This window comes from Bdellovibrio sp. (assembly GCF_047637665.1).
Classification (GTDB): domain Bacteria; phylum Bdellovibrionota; class Bdellovibrionia; order Bdellovibrionales; family Bdellovibrionaceae; genus Bdellovibrio.
This window is the reverse complement of record NZ_JBLJBT010000016.1, coordinates 228,060-246,497: the sequence shown is the minus strand read 5'-3', so window position 1 is coordinate 246,497 and position 18,438 is coordinate 228,060. Positions and strand designations below refer to the sequence as shown.

The following is an 18,438-nucleotide window of genomic DNA, read 5'->3' as shown; positions in this document are numbered from 1 at the left end:
TGAAATTGCCCACCATGGAGCGAGTAGAACCGTAGAACCGTAGAACCGTAGAACCATAGTTTGTTTGGGAGGAAAATTGGGGTGAACTTCGACATTACCCTGATTTCAACTATTTAGACCAGATTTGCCCCTCTAGTTGCACCTTAAAAAATATACTAAAAACACACAGTGCTTTAACTTCTATTTTTGAACGGCCCATCCCCTATTGTTGCCGATATCCTCTGCGCAAGTTTATCCCTTAAATCATCACTATTCTGCCAAGTAATATGGTTATATTGTCTTGTATCAAAGTGAACCTTAGAAATTGAAGCCTCCGAACACGTAAAAATAACCGGTAAATTTAAGCCATGGGCAAGTCCAGCCTCATAGTAAACACCACCTCTTGCGCCATCGTTCCCTTGTGTGAAGTCTGCAACTACAAATCGAGAGCGACGGATTTCCGCAACGATTTCATCATCAATTTTGTTATTATGCTCTTTGTGATCTATTTTGATAGGTTCATAGCCAGCTTTCCTAATTCCAGCAGCCAAACCTTTTTCGTAAATGGAGTCCATCGATGAATCAAACCACATAGCAACAAATGCCTGATAAGACTGTTTGTTCTTTAATTCCAATTCTTCAAGATGCTCATATCCCTTAGGAGTAACAACATAGTCATGTCGATCTTCTGTCCTACTCAGAGATTTCTGCTCTGTAAAAGCGGCCCTTCTTAAAAACCCTAATTCCTCTAAAAAAGAAAATAAGTATATCACTTCTGACTTTTGATACGAAGCCGAGACAGCTAAAAGCTTCATAACCTCTTCATCCGGATCAGAATCAAAATTAGGATAAAAACTGTATGCCTTACCCAAAATATTTGATCCTTCTCGAACAAATTTCAATAAACGAATTGCTCTCTCATAAACAGATAGACTTCTTTGAAGCTCAAGACTTTCTAATGTGCCCTTGTCAACTATTGGCCACTCCACTCCTAAACGATTTTGATCTAATATCCAGGTCGTTAAGATAGTTTTCACTTGCTCATTCATACTTGCACTGCGCACTGTAATATAAGCTTGTCTTGTAATTTGATAACTTCCTACTCTTGGTGAAACAACAGCATATCCATCAACATATGAGACTCCACTATTATTGTTTCTTCTATTAGATAAATTTTGTTTTTTTGCCAAAGTACCCCAAATCGGGCATACGTCATCATAATCCACAACACCTCCGACATCTAGGCGATAACGATAGATCTAAGAACTGGAGTAAATCCCATTTTTTCTTTTTCAAAACGTTACCCATTGAAAAGAAAATTTAGGAGATCAGTTCGAATATGTAAACAAAAATATTATATAGCATTTTAAACAAATAAAATCAGCTTAATAGAATGTCTGCGGTCTTTACCAATGAGTTCTTCTTCAATCCTTCACAATATTCAGCGTATGTTCTTGGGGGCTTTGCCGTCCTATCAACTGCCTTTTGAAAGCTCGCCTTGGCAGCACCTATATCTTCAGAAATAACTTCATAGAAGAACTCATCGGGGTGAAGAACCTTCACCGCTCTGCCCGCCGCAAATGCAATATCAAAGTCTTTCAAGTTGTAAGTCACTAAATGAGTACAGTTGGCATCGATTGCGGCTGCCAATATTTGAATGTCACCAACATCCGTATTCGATTCTTCGACAAGCTCAATAGTTTCAGGAGTTGCTTCAGAAAAATAGTCAGGTATTGCTGACCTCATTAATGAGACTACTCTTCCGACCTTGCCCTTTGTAGCAGGGTACTTTTTTTCAACATTCTTAACAAATTGACTCTCAACCAATTCAGACCATTTTGCTTGATAGAATGAGTCTACAGCAAACTGCATTGATATGTCTCTCACGGACTGGGGGAACAGGACACAAGCATCAAAGAATACGACCTTGCGACTCATCAAAAATCCATCTCTAAATCTTCTGACTGTTTCGTTAAGGCATCAAGAGCTTCATTCTGCTTGCGACGCATTCTATCTCTATACTCCAAAACTGCCGATTTGAGGATACGCCTTTGATTGCCTGCCATAAACTCAAGCGGCAGCTCTTTGTTATCAATAAGTTTAATCACAAATGGACGAGATACATTTAAAAGGTCAGCAACCTCTTGAGTTGTCAAAACCTCACCACCAGACTCTGACTTATTTTCTATAGCCTCTATGACCATTGATAGCTTTTCCATCGGAATCCTAATCTTGGACTGACCAGCCACAATGTACACAGGGGTCTTCATACCTTTTTGGATAGACTTTCTAAGGGAACCCAAGTCAACACTGACATTACTAGTACGAGGCTTCATCGCGACTTTAGCTGTAGTTGATTTGGCAGTTTTTATTTTTCGAGCAGTCATAAGATCCTCCAAGCGGCTAAACTCATTATATCAGATACTCGAAATAATCGCAATACTCAAAACAATCGAAACGACTTAGTAGCACGAGAGAAAAGGTTAAGTAATTACAATGTCTTACGACTCACCTTCTCCGATAATCTTTAATTTTGTCGCCTCTATTGCCATTTCAGTGCTGTCTATAAGGGATTGATCGTTTTTGATCTTCCTAAGAGCCAACGCCTTTTCAAAGAACTCCATCGCAAGATCATAATCTTCTAAATCAAAATTCAGCTTACCCATGTGTTGCAAAGCCACATCTTCATATATCTTTGCTTCAGGGATTTTCTGACATAGTTCCAAAACACTTTCAAAAACTTCTTCAGCTTCACCAAACTCTCCGCGATAGCGCAGGATATCTGCCCAACGCAAGCTTTGAGCGATGAATTGCTGAGGCCCCAGATCGTACTGTTCAATTAAGGCCAATGCGGTTTCGATATAATCAAGAGCATCATCAAGCTCGCGCAACATCTTCAGATATGCTGCGAGCCTACCCATAACCGTAACTAGGCGTTTTACATCCCAGTCGGCCTCGTCTTTTGCCATTTCTTGATTGATCCAATCCGCACACTTTTCACAGTAGAGAAAAACATCAGCAGGTTCTTCTGGAATTTCAAGAAGGTCTTTCGTGTAGCCGAAAGTAAGATTAAAATTATCTTCATCTGGCAATTGCACAGGCTTCTTTTTTGCTTTTGATTTTACATCAGACATAAGATCTCCTAATGAATGGGCTTAATCCATCATACCCACCCGTCAAAACTAAAACCGTTTACGCTCTTTTGCAAAGTCTAAACGTTTTCCTTCAATGTACTGCGGAATCAAATCGAGTGCATCGGTCGCCCCTTGAATATCCACCCCTGCCAATCGAATGTAGTGCTGAAAGCTCTTAACATTCTTCCAGCCGCCAAGCTTCATTGTTGTTACGACATCCAATCCGCTAACTAAGCATTGAACGGCGAAACAGGCCCGTGTGGAATGGAAAGTGATCTCAGGAACACCGACAGCTATACAAAAGCTCCTCGACACCTTAGACGCCTCTCCACGCCGCCATGACGTGATCCTAGGGAGAACATAGCCTGTAGAGGCTGTTTTTAATTTAAGCTCCTTTAAGAGCGCCTCAAGGGCTGTATTGATGGGCACCTGCCGAGACTCTTTAGTTTTGGTAGATTTATCGTATCCGAGCCTACTTGAGAATGACTTCGTGATGGAAATCATTCTCGTCTCGAATGAAACATCGGCCCACCTTAAGGCCCAAAGCTCCCCCGAACGACATCCCGTACTTACTGCCACCGCCCATAAATAATAATATTCATGGTCGATTTCTCGTGCCTTTTTCAAAAACAGTCTAATTTCGTCACGATTGAGTATTGGCTGCATTTTAGTTTCAGCCTTAGGAAGGCTCACTCCACGAGCAGGACTTTCAATATGGGCCGGAATAATGCGTTCTAGGCGGGCCCAATCAAAGACTGTGTTAACCGCACTTCGGACGGACTTAATGCGACCTTTTGAAAGCTCCTTTTTCTCCATTTCATTAAATATCAATTTCATCGACATTGGCCGAAGTTGATCGACTGGGGTGTGTAGCCAAGACTTAGTGTGCATCATGAGAGCATTGTAGTTGTCTCTCTTGGATGTGCTATTTTCATAGGGACCATTGAGAACAACTTCCCTATAAAAGCGAATTAGGAGATCACGCCAAACAAGACCGTTGCGCTCTTTTTCAATTCTTTTGGCCTCAGCTTCTTTTTTGAGTTTTTCATATTCACGCTTGGCCTCAGCATGGCTGACAGCACCTAAATCTCGCTGAAGTCTTACCATAAGCCCTGCAATTCGACTGCGAGAAGTGAATTGGATTTTAAAGCAAGTATGCCCGTCTTTTTGGTATGTTTTTATTGCCATACCTTCCTCCTTTTGAGGAAGGCTGGGCTCATCCAGCTATTCTATTATCAAAGATCTCGTTAAAAGTAATTCCATCATTTGGTTAAATTCGTAACACTTTTCAAAAATAGCACTAAGATTTTATCGACCTAATAAACTTTGATATTTATTTTCATGTATCTCAAAAAAACGAGCTCAATGAAAACCTTCCATGAAAAAACATTTTAGAATTCTAAATTATCGACCTTCGACGAGCTCCAAATGTGAATATTGAACTGCAAAAGATTTTGTTTATACTTATTCTATGAATAACGGTGACAAGCGAAAAATAATAAGTCTCTTTTCAGGAGCAGGCTGTTTCGATATCGGTTTTGAGGCTGCTGGCTTCAAAACAATCCTAACTAACGACTCTGATAGTGACTGTTGCGATACCATTCGTATTAATAGAAAATGCGAAGTTCTTCAAGCTCCGATTGAAGAACTTTCATCTTCGTTAATTAGCAATCTATCAAACATTAAAAAGAGAGAACTTGACTTACTTATTGGAGGGCCTCCGTGCCAACCTTACTCCAAGTCTTCATATGGCGTCTTAGGTTCTTCTTATGGTTTTGACGATAGCCGCGGACAAACCCTACGAGATTATTTTAGAATCGTAGATGATCTACTCCCAAAAGCATTTATAATAGAAAATGTTCCACAATTCATTACAGGTGATAATACCCGCGTAAAAACTTTCATGGAATCTACCGTTGCTCGAATTAATCGCAACAGACGAACAAACTACAAGCTCAACTTTTGCAAAATAAATGCAGCTAATTACGGGGTTCCACAAACAAGAGAGCGGCTATTTATTGTCGCATCAAGATCCGGAATCTCATTCACTATGCCCGAGCCACGTCATTTTGCGAATCCAGATTCAGAGCTAAATATGCAACCAATGCGAACTGCTTGGGATGCCATTGGCGACATTAATATTTCTCGATCTGACAGAGAATATCTAAATGTCGGCGGTCGCTGGGGCGATCTATTAGAAACGATTCCTGCTGGAAGCAATTACCTTTGGCATACCGAACGCGGTGGCGGAAAGAATATTTTTAAGTGGCGATCTAGATATTGGAACTTTCTACTTAAACTACATCCCCTGCTTCCTAGCTGGACTATTGCGGCAAGTCCTGGGCAACATACAGGCCCCTTCCATTGGGAAGGACGCAGACTTTCTTCTTTAGAACTCCAATTACTTCAGACAATTCCAGCGGACTACATTATCTCAGGAGGGTTGACTTCCGTTAGAAAACAAATCGGAAATGGTGTCCCACCAGCTCTCGGAGAACTGCTCGGAAAGGAAGTTAGACGTCAATTTTTCGGAGACAAAGTCACAAGCGAAAAACTGAAACTAATTCCCGATGCGAAATATCGTCCGGCAAATTTTAATAGGAAATATCCAGTAATTCAATTGTCTCAATCTCGAGTAGTGGCTTCAACCTAATAGTACGTTGCAAATATGAAACTAACTCTCTCGGCGCTATTGAAGCCTCCAACCTTCGTTCGATATGGTCCAATTGCTTGCCAGAAAGGGTTACCCCATCAGATGGATACAATCCTTTAATAAGAGCTGAAATCTGAATTACGGAAAAAGACTTTGAACTATCGAAGGGAAGATTGAATCCAATCAATGCGCTGTCAACAGCATCAACTCTATCCAAAACAGGCGCAAGACACCCACTTTTCACCATTTTATATCCCATCCAATCGCCTTCGGACATTATATTATGCGCGATGCTAATTTTTGCGACACGATCTTCCCCAAAGTGTAACTCCAAGAGCATATCTTCCGTCGCCTCCCCAGCCTCCGATAGAATCGATTGAATTGAAATAACTCGATCATTAATTTTTTTGCATTCTTCTATCGAGAACTCTAGGTCGCCAAATTTTACCTTGGTTGGAAGATAGTTGCGGAGAAATCGATTGTGTATTTTATTTAGACAGATCCCGCCTATCCAATCATATCGTCGTGCACTTTCAAGTCGCTGATCAGCCGAAAGCGCACCATCGTATATCATCAAATCATCTGGCATTTCCTTTGGCCAATAAACCTCAACCACCCATTCTATAGATCTTCCACTCAACACATATTCTTCAGACTTATCACAGGTAAAAGCTGGCCAGAATTTACCTATCAATTCAAATGCCCTTCGAATTTCCAATTTCGATCCAATAATCAAAAACATTGAGCCAGGTGCTATCAGGTCTACTTGCCGCCTTTTTACCCAAACATCTCCGGTTTGCTCTGGAGGAAGAACTAAAAAGCCCTTCTTCCGAATTGCCTCTTCAAATTCCAAGGCAATTTCTGACTCATCAAAGATTCTTTGATTGCTTGAATTTGAATGTATGAACATCCGATACTCTTCACTTGTCCAATCGATGGGCTCTTTAAAAAATCCGACACCAGCTATTTCACCGATCTTACGATCCATTTTCAATTGCTGAAGCTTAGAAAGGTCTACAGTTAACAAGAAATGTCTAACTTGATCCACAATTCGATCTCTTAAAATTTGAAATCCTATTAGTCGTTGCGCCCTTCTTCTTAAAAAAACTCGCCCTTGGCGGATCGAACCCCAAAGTGATTCATGAGTACTTGATTTTGCGTTATTAATTCCAATTTTTTGCACTAACACAAGAAGGTCATCCCTACTTAGCAAAGCCTGTGACATAGGAAACGACCTTGCTTTATTAATGCCTGACTCAATACCAAAAGAAAAGGTGATCGACTTTGGTGAGGCACCAGGCAACGATGTAAGCTCTAAAGACAATTGCCGCCACACACGCTCAAAGTCATCAAATGTAAATGGATTCAGAGACTTTTCCGGAAGACCAATTCTTGCGCGTAAACGTGGAAAATAAGCTTTTTCTGAAAACCCAGCAGGATCACGAACCATATCTTCAACCACTAAAACCTGCTGACATACGAGAATTATTGCGCAACTGAACCCAGACTTATTGCGCTTGAAAGCAGATTGATCTATTTCTACATCGCCGTCATCGATGCGGATTAGGGAATTAGCTACATCATTAATTAATCTAACCGGATTATCATATGGAATTCTTGCATCTCTAAAGAGATCAACAAGCATTTCTGCATGAAAACAAAAGAAGATGGGGTCTCCTGTTTTAGCTTGTTCGACAAAAGGCCGCCAAAGTATGGATACAAGTAAATTAATATCAACCATTACGGTGAACCCTTGACTGATCTGTCCATAAAAATCTTGAGCTACTATATAGCAAATTTTCTATTAAATATCTTTCGTGAAGCTTCATCTTCTCCGCATAAATAGTCGGAATACTAATTTCATAGACATCTGCAGTATATGTGCTGACCATCTGGATTTTAGATATTTGATCATTTACATTTTCATGAACTAACGCAAGTTTGGCATCTAAAATAAAGACAGGCCCTGTCAACTCAAGAGATAATTGAACCTTTGGAAATGCAGGACAGAAAATTTTATTTTTACAGAATTGACAACTGGATGAGCTTGGTGAAGATAACTCTTCCACTACGTCGAAATTCCTAATTATCTCATTCGCTTTTTGAATTATACTTTTTACTTCTGCTTTAAATTCTTCAGCTACTGAATGTGTAACAGAAAAATCTAACCGTTCGCCATCAAATGACTCCAGCCAAACCTCAACTTTCTTTACAGGAAAATTATCGAAAATTAGTGCGGCATAAAATTGACCTTGCAACAGAAATTCCTGTTTCACGATACCACTTGGTGTTCTTAATGAAGTAGATTTGTATTCTTTTAGAATTGCCTTGTCAGAAATAATGGTAAAATAATCAGGTCTTCCTATCAGCACTTCATCAACTGTTCTATACGTGCGCTCAACAATAACCTTTGCTTTGCCGTCCCTTGATTCTCTTTGGATTCGAATTGCATTTGTGGCCGATTGATTTACTTCATCCCAACCACTCACCGCTCCACACCTCTTAAGATGTGGCCACTTATCAACCTCTTTTTGCAAATCAGAAATTTCTGTTTCAATTAATTTCTTGAGTTCAGTCTTCTCATTTACTGTTACTGCCAGCTCTAAAGCTTTATGATGAAAACGCCCCACCAAGGCAGATTTAGACATAATATCAGGAGCTCGACTATGCGTTAGCATAAGCGAAGTGGTCAGAGCTTTTAGAGTACAATCTATGAGAGCTAAATAGTCATAGAAGGTTATCGATCTAATTGGCTCAATCTGTTTTATTTTTGGAATCTCCCACATTTTACGCTCGCAGTGCACTTCGCAAAGTCTGAAGTGCCGAAATCGGTAGCCGTTCAAACTCAAACACATCTAGTATCCCGATTTTCGTTGAACCAGAAGCATCCAAAATATCATCAAGTTCTTCAGAAAATTCGCGATGACGAGTATTCATAAGTGGATGAACCGGCAAAACACAGTTTGAATTGCGATCAATGAAAACTACCTTACCTTTCACTACTTTTCTTATCCACTCTTCATGAGTCATTTGCTCAAGTCTGACATGAAAGATTCTATCAATATATGACGACCACCAAGGTCCCTCTAAATTGAATTCCTCAATATTTCCTAGCATCAGTTCAGTAATATCTAACCCTAGCCTCCAGTCGAGATTTTGATGCTTAGTTCTATTAAAATAGTTTCTCAGACAATGATAGCAGCTCGTCGAACAAGTATTTGCATGTCTTGCCTCAAGAAAATACTTTCCAAGTCTCGTCCTTATTCCCAGCAAAAGTTCGTGAAAGCGAATCGGAGAGCTATACGATGAAGCATATCCAGCACCATTATCCAAATTGTCGGTCACGAATACTGCCCAGCCTCCAATTTCACGCCCGGCCGAATCCTGCATAGAGACAAACTTCTTACCCACTGATATTTCACTGGTTTCAATATCTTCGCGAAGAGATATTTCCTTTCCAACTAGTTCTGCAAAAGATTCCCACGCGGCTCTTACTGCAAAATCCTTGGCACCAGAGCTAGTTCCGAGACGCGACCGTTCAGATGGAATACGACTGCAAGTTGCAATCAAAACGTCCGTTATTAGCTCCGAGTAGAGTGCGACTCCCTCAATAATGTCTCTGTCTGGACTGTTTACCCACGATGCGGTTCGGAGCATAGTATTTATGAGAGAGTTTTCGACGTATATCCCATCCATTTTTTGGGTTTCCTCGATTTTGCGGAAAGAATATCCTCTCCCTGCGTTTGTATTTGCCCTCACTAAACGTCCTTGAAATCCAGTTACTTTAAAGTTCTGAGCGAATTGCCATTCAGTCGCCCCGCTTGAATGAAGGCTACTTGGATGTGATAAAACTGTAATTGGTTTTGATTCGATATTACCGTCATACATTTCACTACTGGCAACATCTGCAATATAAGCATATGGCCGCCAACCTTGATATGTTTGTATATCGGGCTCAGTAGCATTACATTCAGAGCATTGAGCGTTGTTAGCAAAAACCACTGCTCCACATGCACTACAACTTAGTATTGAACGAGATTCCGCAGGCTCAGCAAACCTAATTCGGTGGCCTCCTAATCCATCGGTTGGGCGTTCTGGCCAAGTTACTCCTACAGACCTAATTATACGCTTATCTTTTACAATAACTCGATCTGGCGCAAACTCGCTTAATGCGATATCCTCACTACGATCAATGACACCAGATGAAATTGGCCAACGACCGTTGTTTGTATCACGATTTGGGTCTTCGTGAATCAAGTTAACGGATCTAACAGGTAGACCATACAGAGGCAAGCGACCTTCTTCAGCAAGAGCTGCCGTGAAAGAATAATTCCCGCCGTATCGCCCACGTAAATAGGCAATTTGTTGAGTTGATATAGCCTCTTTTAGAGAAAAAAATGTAGAATTCACCTTATTTTCCACTTGATGGCTATTCAAATCCGACCGAATTTTGGAGAGATAGTCTTTGAGATGGGTATCGACAGTTTCTATTGTCTCAAAAATTACATCACGACAGTCTGATACTGAATCAATGCTCCCAAAATAACCACTGTTAAAGTCTCCCTCAGCTCCTGCTTCTTCGAAGGACTCTTTCAGGTCAATATTTTCCGTGGCAATTAAATGAAGAGCTTGTCGCAGTAGGATCCGCTCCAAAATTCTTTCATTATCGATATCTAACGTCGGAGATGGAGTTTCCCAGCCTACCATCAAAAGTTGGTTTGCAAAATAGTATTCATCATGCTTTTGACCTTTGCAGAATGTGATCGAAATAGATAGCTTATCTAAGCGACGCCCGGCCCGCCCCACACGCTGTTGATAGTTAAATCTTTTTGGAGGCATATTTGCCATGTAGACAGCTTTTAAGCCACCGATATCAACACCAGCCTCCATCGTTGTAGTTACACTCAGTGCATCTATTCCAAAATATTTTTCCAGCTCCTCATCGGTAAATTTAGATTTTGCAAGATCCCCAAAAAATTGTCCTTGAAATGCGAGTTGTCGAATTCGCTGATCCGCCTTATCAGTATGACCAATAAGCTCCTCAGTTCTGAGAGGATACTCATGGCGCCCCAAAGCAGAAATTGTTCGGTAATAATTTGGCTCTTTAAAAAGATCAGAAATGGGCAGCTTTGCAAGATCTCCTCGACAACCAACCTTTTTGGGATCGTGGTTAAATTTTACATTTCGACAACGTCCGTCCGCTTCAAACAAATGAACTGTTCTACATTTTTTGCAACGCCAATACCATTCTCCTTTTGGCTGCAAATACAAGCCTGATTTTTTAATACGAAAACGACTATCTATTACACCAAGACCGATAAGTAAATTTCGAACTAAATCACTCGTTTCATCAGCTGAAATATTTGACCAAAGGTTAAAACGATTCTCTTTCAGCCAATTTGAATAGTATGCGACAAGCTTCTCGTTCGCAAATCCTGCTTCTTCATTATAATCATCACGAGTCTTGTAGTGTTTAATTAAAAATCTTATAGCTACATCTAACATAGATATAGTCTTTGAATCCAATCCACGGGCCAAATTATGGTTTCGATCAAAAGTTACCCACCCATAACCAAGAGATTCGAAATCTCTTCCCATTGATCCTGTGATGATATCTCGAATGGTAGACGCTAATCGATCCATGTGGCGATTGCGTGCATTTTCGAATCCTTTTAAAATATCAGGTGATGTACTATCTGGCGCTCGAACAAACACATACTGCCATTTATAAGATCTGTCTTCATATAGACCAGCGGGATTCATGCCAATTTCTACAAGATCTCGTGCAACCAAGCGAACAATAGAATTTTCTTCTCCAAATAAGCGAACAAGCGGTTTCTTAATTGAATTTATTAGTGATTCAGCGTTTTGCCATTCGCGCAAATCAGCGACACTATCTAACTCCCCTTTGTAGTAATCCCTAAGGTCGCGATATCCGGTGCTATTTAAATCTCTATACGGGTGAGTTTTCAGATAATCCCACTCATTTGTTATCTTCGCAGCTTCAAGGGCTTGAATAAAGGACGAAAGCTCTGCACTTCCGGTGCTGGATGATGCCAGATGTTTTTCAGTAAGAGCCCTTACCGTGTCTCTATAATGATTCAACTCAAGATCAGCGGAAATGATTGCAGCATCGCGACGACTGTCACTAAAGATTACTATTTTTGAGGCTGCTGCATCCCCAGTAACTTCTCTCAGACTACCCACAAGCTGCTCAATTATAACCTGCGAAAATTTATTGTAACCTGTACCCATCGATCTGATTGGTGATCTGGTAAATTGGATTGGTTTTGAGATCCAGTTCGCATCACAGTGAACGCACGAGTGAGGCAGATCATATTTACGATTTCGATTTTGATACTCTACTTCTCGGAAAAATACGCCAACATGCCCGGATCGATCTAAGTTTGCTAGTTCACCCGAAAATCCATTCATGAACCGAGGCGACCATCCGCTATGGTCGTAAGTCACCTCTTTACGTGGAATATGCAAAATTAAACCCGGGGATTTTGAACGTTCTTCTAAACTGTCGTCATTTGAGATAAACAATCGACCATTCGATAGATTCTTGAATCCAAAATAATATAATTCACCGCATTCTTGGCAATAATAGGTGTCTAAATTAATTGCACTACTTTTGCAAATTGGCCTAGTTCCATCGTATAGAACTGGCTCTGCTAAGGTGCCGCCCGTCGTTTGCATGCTTCTTCGTATTCCATCTAAGTTTCTAACAAAAAGATGCATCCGAATTTTAGATTTTAAATTTCTTGTGGTAGCATAATCTCTCGTAAGACAGGTTAATAGTGCATTTGCCGCACGTTCACTTCCATCAAAAAGAAGATCTGCGATTTCTTTGATTGACAGAGGATAGCTTGTAACCTGAGTTCCTTCTGGGTGTTTTAACTTTGCATCTTCAGCGGTTAATAACAGAGCATCGTGAAATGCTGAATCGGCAAGCATTTCTTCAATTGATTTAGCAGAAGATCCTGATCGCTTAGCAGCGCTTGTCGCTAATGCACATAGAGACTCTTCAGTAAAGCCTTGCTCGTAGAATTTTTCTAAGTCTGATTTCGATTCTTTAACCAGTGCAATAGCATCTTTTCTAGGTTCAACAACAGGACCTGAAATGACATTGAAAGGAGTACTTCCTTTATTAGTCCCAAAAAAATCTGAGAGAAAATCTTGCCCATCCTGTTCGGAAAGAGAAGCTGAGGTCGCGATTATCTGAAGTTGTGGATGATTGGGCGTAAGACCAATTCTTTGAATGAATGATCTAATAATGTAAGATATCTCCGTCCCTCCAGTTCCTCTGTAAGAATGGAGTTCATCAATTACTAGTGTAAATCTATTATTGGGATTGGATTTTAGCCATTCCCGAGTCTCATCGAAAATACTTTGCTCTCGCTCTCTTAGCAACATTATCGAAAGCATGCTATAGTTCGTAATAAGTATATCAGGGGGAAAGTCTTGCATATCCCATCGAGTTACTAATTCCGACCCTTCGAGTGTTTGAATTTTTGGATCTAGCGTTCCGCGATGGTTCGTAACAGTATTTTCAATTTGCGATAGCTGCAACCGGCATTGATTCACGCTTTCAGGTTTTTGACTACCACGCCCAGGGGTCGATCCACTATATTGACCAAAGAATATTCTATCTCCATCAAGAACCTGATCATAAAAATTATTTGCAGCGTCCGAATTCAAAATACCACGAAGACCGTCAACTTGGTCCTGCACCAAAGCATTTAGTGGATACATAACGAGGCCACGAAGAGCTGCACGTCGCGAAGAAACAATTCTCTTCGCCTGAAATCTTCCTCGAGAATTTTTCCACCATGTAGAGAATGACAAAGACGGTCCTCTCCACGGTGTTCTTCCTCCCTGGCCTAAGGCTTCCGCAATAATTCCTAGAACTAGCGGAATCTGAAAACAAAAGCTTTTACCGGAACCTGTCCCGGTAGTCACTACAAAATTCTTCTTATTTTGAAGAGCATCGACAACTGCTTTTACCTGATGTTTGTATAAAGAACGGTGCTTAACGGGAGCGAATGACTCTAGGAATGCTGTAGTCAGCTGAAGATCTTTCCCTTTCAGAAAATCTATGCCAGCAATATTCAAAAGTTCTTGTGGCTCAGAATTAGATTCTTGATATCTACGCAAAGGCTCGAAAGTTGGATCTCGAAAAATCGGACTTTCTGTCGGGTCTTCAAGAAGACGTCGACGAACTTCATTGAAGTTTGAATCATTCGTATAATAGGCAGTGTCGATATAGTCCGTAGCCCTTTTTTTTAGCTCTTGAAATAGTGTTAGAAGGTCAGATTTCATATATCGCCCCGTTTCTGGATAGATAACGCACAAACTCGTTGGCAACATTTGAGTCAGCGTCGATAAATTCCACGAAAGTACCTACCCTACAACTTTGGGAATTCGCGAATAAAAAACGAAGTAAGAAGTTTGGAAACCTTATTTGCCTCGGAATCGCTATACGATTTTGTGATTTCTGGATACACGACATCCAATCCCAGTCGAAAATTTGACCTGCTAGAAAAAACGCCCACTCGGGATTCAGCACTCTAAAAGCTATTCCGAGTTCCTCAGAAATTAGAAAGTGCTCAAAGCCACCATACTTTTTTCTGACTCGGACGAGAGACTTTGATTCTCCGTGAATAGTAGTATCAAGTTCCCATTTCAGATTCGTGAGATTGAATGTTTCGTAATTTTTATTTTGCGAAAAAAAGAAAGATTCCTCTCTTAAGACTTCTTTTTCTATTTCGATTAATGAAGGGAGCTTTAAAGAAAAATTACTTCCAAATGAATTTGAAGTTGGGATTCCTTGGTCGACCCCAACTAACAAGCATTGTCCATAGCCGTCTTCAATTAGCGATTTAAGAGGCCTTCTATTTTCTCGAAACCACCCCTCTGAGGTACCAATTGCCTTCGGCTTTTCCGAAGAAATCACTATATTGTCTTTAAAGGCAATCCACCATCGAGTAGAGGCATCCAATGCACTTACTTCAAGAATCCCTCCAATTTGAGCTGCAAAAAACTGATTACTGTGAAAATATTTGTCATTGTTCAACGGCTTCAATCCAGCGAGATCACACGCCCATTTAAAAGTTGAAAAATCACCTTTTTGAACTGACTTAAGAATCTCACATAGTTTTGACTGAGCTTCCGCTACCTCAATCATGTTCCACCAAAAACAACTCGGAATCGCTCTTCCACTAATCTACTTATGGATTCACCTCGCGCAACTCTTAACCATGGACGTATACATACTCTTACAGCTGTTTTCCCACTTTCATCGTGAGACATTATTTCCAAAAGTCCGCACAAGACATTCATAAAATGATTCATTAGTCGCGGAGGAAGCGTTACACCTTCATTTGCACAAATTTTCGCTAAGTCAGCTTCAAATTCGACATTTAATGAATGTTGATATTTAAAAATTGAAGACGAGCTTGAATTCATTATCTGAAGTTTATAGAATTTTTCAGCTATTTTCTCAATTCCAGAAAGATCATTTTCAATCCAATCATTCCAATTAAAATGCCAACACATCTCTAAAAGCCTTGGATTTACTCCAGATAAATCTTCATTTGCAGGAACTAGAATAACTTTTGACAGAGTAGTTTGAGAACTTTGCATCCAATCAGTAAGAAATGGAATTAAGTATACTTCTTGTAAAGCAACATCAAAATCTGAAATAATTAATACTCTTGGCTGAATCAATGCACTTTCTAAAAATGCTCTCTCATCGTTAAGAATATCGGCACTTATCCATAGGGGTGATGCTGTTGCTGACCGCACTATTGCCCCACTACTTTGAAACAGATCAATGAGTAGATGTGGCTGAGAAGTAATAATCACTTTTGTGCGCATTAAAACCTGCAGAAACACCGGAATTGCTTCGATTGATTTTTCATTTATTCCAGACTTCCTGCAGAGATTGCGCCACCCTTCAACCACTTTTCCAGTAGTCGCACAAGACGTCGAATCACCCGCAATTACCCTACTCGCAGCTAAAGCTATATTACAATCTCGCTTCTCCTCAAGCTGATTAAGACGCTTAGAAACCTTATCAACACGCGCTTCGAGAACTACCAAAGCCTCAGGATCAAAAACAACTTGTGGGGAGGCCACCGTTTGTTCAAAAGATTTTTTAATAGCACTTTGAAGCTCAGATACCCTTGTATTAAGATGACTTGCTGCTAAATTCTGAAATTCAGTTCTTAGAATAGCGATTGTAGATTCTAACTTCTCTTCAATCTGCGTAGTTTTCTTAGCTGTTACTTCAGTCTGAAAATTTGACAAATCTATTTTTTGATTCAAGATCGCTTCCAAAGCATCTAACTTGGCCTGCAGAGGGCTTTTTAAATTAGCAACTTCGCTCGCCAAGAGTCTTTTAACGACCTCCAGATCAAGTGATTCTCTATTAAGAATAGACTCGAGACTTTCAATTCTTTCAAAACCCCAAATATCGTATAGCTTTATAATCTCTTCATTCTTGAACTCATAAAGTGGCATTTTCGCTTTGATTGCGGACAACAGCTGTTCCGTCACTTTGCCATCTGATTCTTCAAGTTCTTCCTGACGAAGAAGTCGATTTAGTTCTGGCATCTCATCTTTAATATAAGAATAGATAGTATATCTATATAGCGGCCAGATTTCGACATTCTTACTCCCATCTGTATTTTTCAGACTTTCAAGAGCACGACGAACAACCATTTGCTTGGCTTGAGGGTGTCCATCTCTAAAACCTGTAACTTTAAATTTCTTCTGCGCACGACGCCAAAAATCTACATCTTTAATTTGAACAGCATGCCCAACAAATACCTCATAAGGAATGCCCTGATTTGATCGCAAAGAATCGCCGATACGATTCTTCTCAGAGTCTGAAAACTCAATTCCCCCAATAAGGTCACCAATCTTTTTTGCCATATAAGTACTGTCGCATAGCTACTCATTCTTGTTTACAACGCCAAATGAAAACTAGCCCATAGTTCAGCAGTAAAATAAAACTATCGTTGCATAAAGCATGACCACTTGAGAAGTTCCGCCCCATCTTATCCAATCACCTCAATACATTTAGATCAAAACTATCCGTCAATCCAATTGTATTCAGTCCTGCTGTCCTAACATAGTACTGAAAACTACTTAAACGACTCCATCCTCCAGCACACATGATCCTAGGGATGCTTTCTCCACTCTGAAGGCACATCATGGCAAAGCACGCTCTTGTTCCATGAAACGGAATCTCAACAACACCAATATCCCGGCAAAACTTTCTCAATATCAATGCTCCTTTTCTATTTTTCCATGAACTTATACGAGGAAGAACATATCCAGACTTTAAAGTCTGCTTCTGTAAGTCCCTAAGAAATAATTCAAATTTAGGACTTACTGGCAAAATTCTATTCTTACCAGATTTAGTGCTTTTTGTTTTATTTAGAACAAAGCTAAAAGATTTATCGACAGTAATTTCTTTTCTATGAAAATCAATATCAGACCATTTTAAAGCCCAGAGTTCACCCGAACGGCATCCAGTCTCAAAAGCGACAGTCCAAACAGGGAAGTACTCATGATTGCTCTCATAGGCGCTTTGAAGAAGATACCTTACTTCAGTCATATCAAGTACTGGTCTATCTTTTTTGATAGACATCGGTAATCGCACACCTCGAGTCGGACAAACTAAAGTAGGAGGAATGAAACGTTTTAAAATACCCCATTCGAAAATTTTATTAATTGCGGACTTAACAGATCGGATACGGCCACGCTTTAGCCTGTTGCTTTCCATTTCACTCACGATAATCTGAAAAGATAAAGGAGTAATCTTATCCACTCCAATTTGAAACCACGACTTGATATGTATTTTAAGAGCATCGTGGGTAGCTTTATTTGTAATAGTATCGCTGACGTCACGAAGAACCACTTCTCTATACCAAAGATCCAATAGGTGTCCCCATTGAATTTCACCGCACTCTCGCTCTCTTAATTCACTAGCAACGTCTAATTGAAGTTGCCTATAGGCTTTTTTTGCATCTTTCTCGTCAACAAGCCCCAAGTACTTCTGTTTTCTTATCGTTAGCCCTAATCGCACCGAACTCTTCCCAACACAGGTAACTAAATACCCTTGCTTAGGTCCTTCTGAAAAATATCTCACGCCCATACCTACCTCGTCCCACCATTGATCAGACGATCAATTTCTTCTCGATTGAAATACCAACGACCGGCATAGCGCTTAGGTCTTAGATAGTTTCGATAAATCATATTGCGGACGTTGTTGGGCGAGGTCCCGAGATACTCTGCTACTTGGTCGGTCTTCATCCACCCCTGACGCTCTAAACGGCTCATTAAGCTGATTTTTCGCAAAACCGACATTACTTACCACCCTTCATCAAAAAACTCGGGAAATAACGCTCTAAAAGCTCTGAGTTGCCATGATAGATAATGGTCAACAGATACACGCGACTCCACAGTCTTTCTCTCTCGCGTGAGCATTGTCTCAAGTATTGAGTGTCGACCTGAAGTTTTGTCGGCAACCCTTGGTTTTTAAAAACTTGATCGTTTGAATATCTCCATAAGCCAATACCCAACTTCGTGAGACACTCTTCCTTAAAAGAATCAATTTTCATTTTCGACGATTGATTATGAATCGACCCATCGATCTCG

At 40.3% G+C, this 18,438-nt stretch carries 14 protein-coding genes; 1 reads left to right on the top strand and 13 read right to left on the bottom strand.

Features of this window, described 5'->3' with window-relative positions; translation table 11 throughout:
* Window positions 1-173: 173 nt before the first annotated feature.
* The 5 genes from ACM64D_RS05075 to ACM64D_RS05055 all read right to left on the bottom strand — a co-directional run bounded on the left by ACM64D_RS05075 (window position 174) and on the right by ACM64D_RS05055 (window position 4,301).
* The gene (locus tag ACM64D_RS05075) at window positions 174-1,205 is read right to left on the bottom strand and encodes a hypothetical protein (RefSeq protein ID WP_415062102.1); all 1,032 of its coding nucleotides are present in this window, start codon (window positions 1,203-1,205) and stop codon (window positions 174-176) included.
* A gap of 154 nt (window positions 1,206-1,359) precedes the next feature.
* Window positions 1,360-1,851: a hypothetical protein gene (locus ACM64D_RS05070; protein WP_415062101.1), complete on the bottom strand. Its 492-nt coding sequence runs from the start codon at window positions 1,849-1,851 to the stop codon at window positions 1,360-1,362.
* A 65-nt stretch (window positions 1,852-1,916) separates the two neighbouring features.
* Window positions 1,917-2,366 carry a helix-turn-helix domain-containing protein gene (locus tag ACM64D_RS05065; RefSeq protein ID WP_415062100.1) on the bottom strand — a complete coding sequence of 150 codons (450 nt, stop codon included), beginning with the start codon at window positions 2,364-2,366 and terminating at the stop codon, window positions 1,917-1,919.
* Between the two features lie 114 nt (window positions 2,367-2,480).
* Window positions 2,481-3,113 (bottom strand): tetratricopeptide repeat protein, encoded by a 633-nt coding sequence (locus ACM64D_RS05060; protein WP_415062099.1) that lies wholly within the window; start codon window positions 3,111-3,113, stop codon window positions 2,481-2,483.
* Window positions 3,114-3,161: 48 nt separating this feature from the next.
* Window positions 3,162-4,301, bottom strand: a complete 1,140-nt coding sequence (locus ACM64D_RS05055; protein ID WP_415062098.1) for a tyrosine-type recombinase/integrase — start codon at window positions 4,299-4,301, stop codon at window positions 3,162-3,164.
* Between the two features lie 283 nt (window positions 4,302-4,584).
* Here ACM64D_RS05055 and ACM64D_RS05050 point away from each other — a divergent pair, with 283 nt between their 5' ends.
* Window positions 4,585-5,766: a DNA cytosine methyltransferase gene (locus ACM64D_RS05050; RefSeq protein WP_415062097.1), complete on the top strand. Its 1,182-nt coding sequence runs from the start codon at window positions 4,585-4,587 to the stop codon at window positions 5,764-5,766.
* Here the strand turns inward: ACM64D_RS05050 and ACM64D_RS05045 are convergent.
* The 8 genes from ACM64D_RS05045 to ACM64D_RS05010 all read right to left on the bottom strand — a co-directional run bounded on the left by ACM64D_RS05045 (window position 5,708) and on the right by ACM64D_RS05010 (window position 18,401).
* On the bottom strand, window positions 5,708-7,507 hold the full coding sequence (locus ACM64D_RS05045) for a hypothetical protein (protein ID WP_415062096.1): 1,800 nt from the start codon (window positions 7,505-7,507) through the stop codon (window positions 5,708-5,710). The genes ACM64D_RS05050 and ACM64D_RS05045 overlap by 59 nt on opposite strands.
* The gene (locus ACM64D_RS05040) at window positions 7,500-8,552 is read right to left on the bottom strand and encodes a PD-(D/E)XK nuclease family protein (RefSeq protein ID WP_415062095.1); all 1,053 of its coding nucleotides are present in this window, start codon (window positions 8,550-8,552) and stop codon (window positions 7,500-7,502) included. Before ACM64D_RS05040 ends, ACM64D_RS05045 begins: the two co-directional genes overlap by 8 nt.
* Before the next feature lies 1 nt (window position 8,553).
* Window positions 8,554-14,091, bottom strand: coding sequence for a DEAD/DEAH box helicase (locus ACM64D_RS05035; RefSeq protein ID WP_415062094.1), 5,538 nt, complete (start codon window positions 14,089-14,091; stop codon window positions 8,554-8,556).
* Window positions 14,081-14,956, bottom strand: a complete 876-nt coding sequence (locus ACM64D_RS05030; RefSeq protein ID WP_415062093.1) for a hypothetical protein — start codon at window positions 14,954-14,956, stop codon at window positions 14,081-14,083. The genes ACM64D_RS05035 and ACM64D_RS05030 overlap by 11 nt, the downstream gene beginning before the upstream one ends.
* Complete coding sequence (locus ACM64D_RS05025) at window positions 14,953-16,707, bottom strand: hypothetical protein (protein ID WP_415062092.1); 1,755 nt, start codon at window positions 16,705-16,707, stop codon at window positions 14,953-14,955. Before ACM64D_RS05025 ends, ACM64D_RS05030 begins: the two co-directional genes overlap by 4 nt.
* A gap of 133 nt (window positions 16,708-16,840) precedes the next feature.
* A complete protein-coding gene (locus ACM64D_RS05020; RefSeq protein ID WP_415062091.1) occupies window positions 16,841-17,935 on the bottom strand; it encodes a tyrosine-type recombinase/integrase in 1,095 nt (364 codons plus the stop codon).
* Window positions 17,936-17,937: 2 nt separating this feature from the next.
* Window positions 17,938-18,120 carry a helix-turn-helix domain-containing protein gene (locus ACM64D_RS05015; RefSeq protein ID WP_415062090.1) on the bottom strand — a complete coding sequence of 61 codons (183 nt, stop codon included), beginning with the start codon at window positions 18,118-18,120 and terminating at the stop codon, window positions 17,938-17,940.
* A gap of 26 nt (window positions 18,121-18,146) precedes the next feature.
* On the bottom strand, window positions 18,147-18,401 hold the full coding sequence (locus ACM64D_RS05010; protein WP_415062089.1) for a hypothetical protein: 255 nt from the start codon (window positions 18,399-18,401) through the stop codon (window positions 18,147-18,149).
* Window positions 18,402-18,438 lie beyond the last annotated feature (37 nt).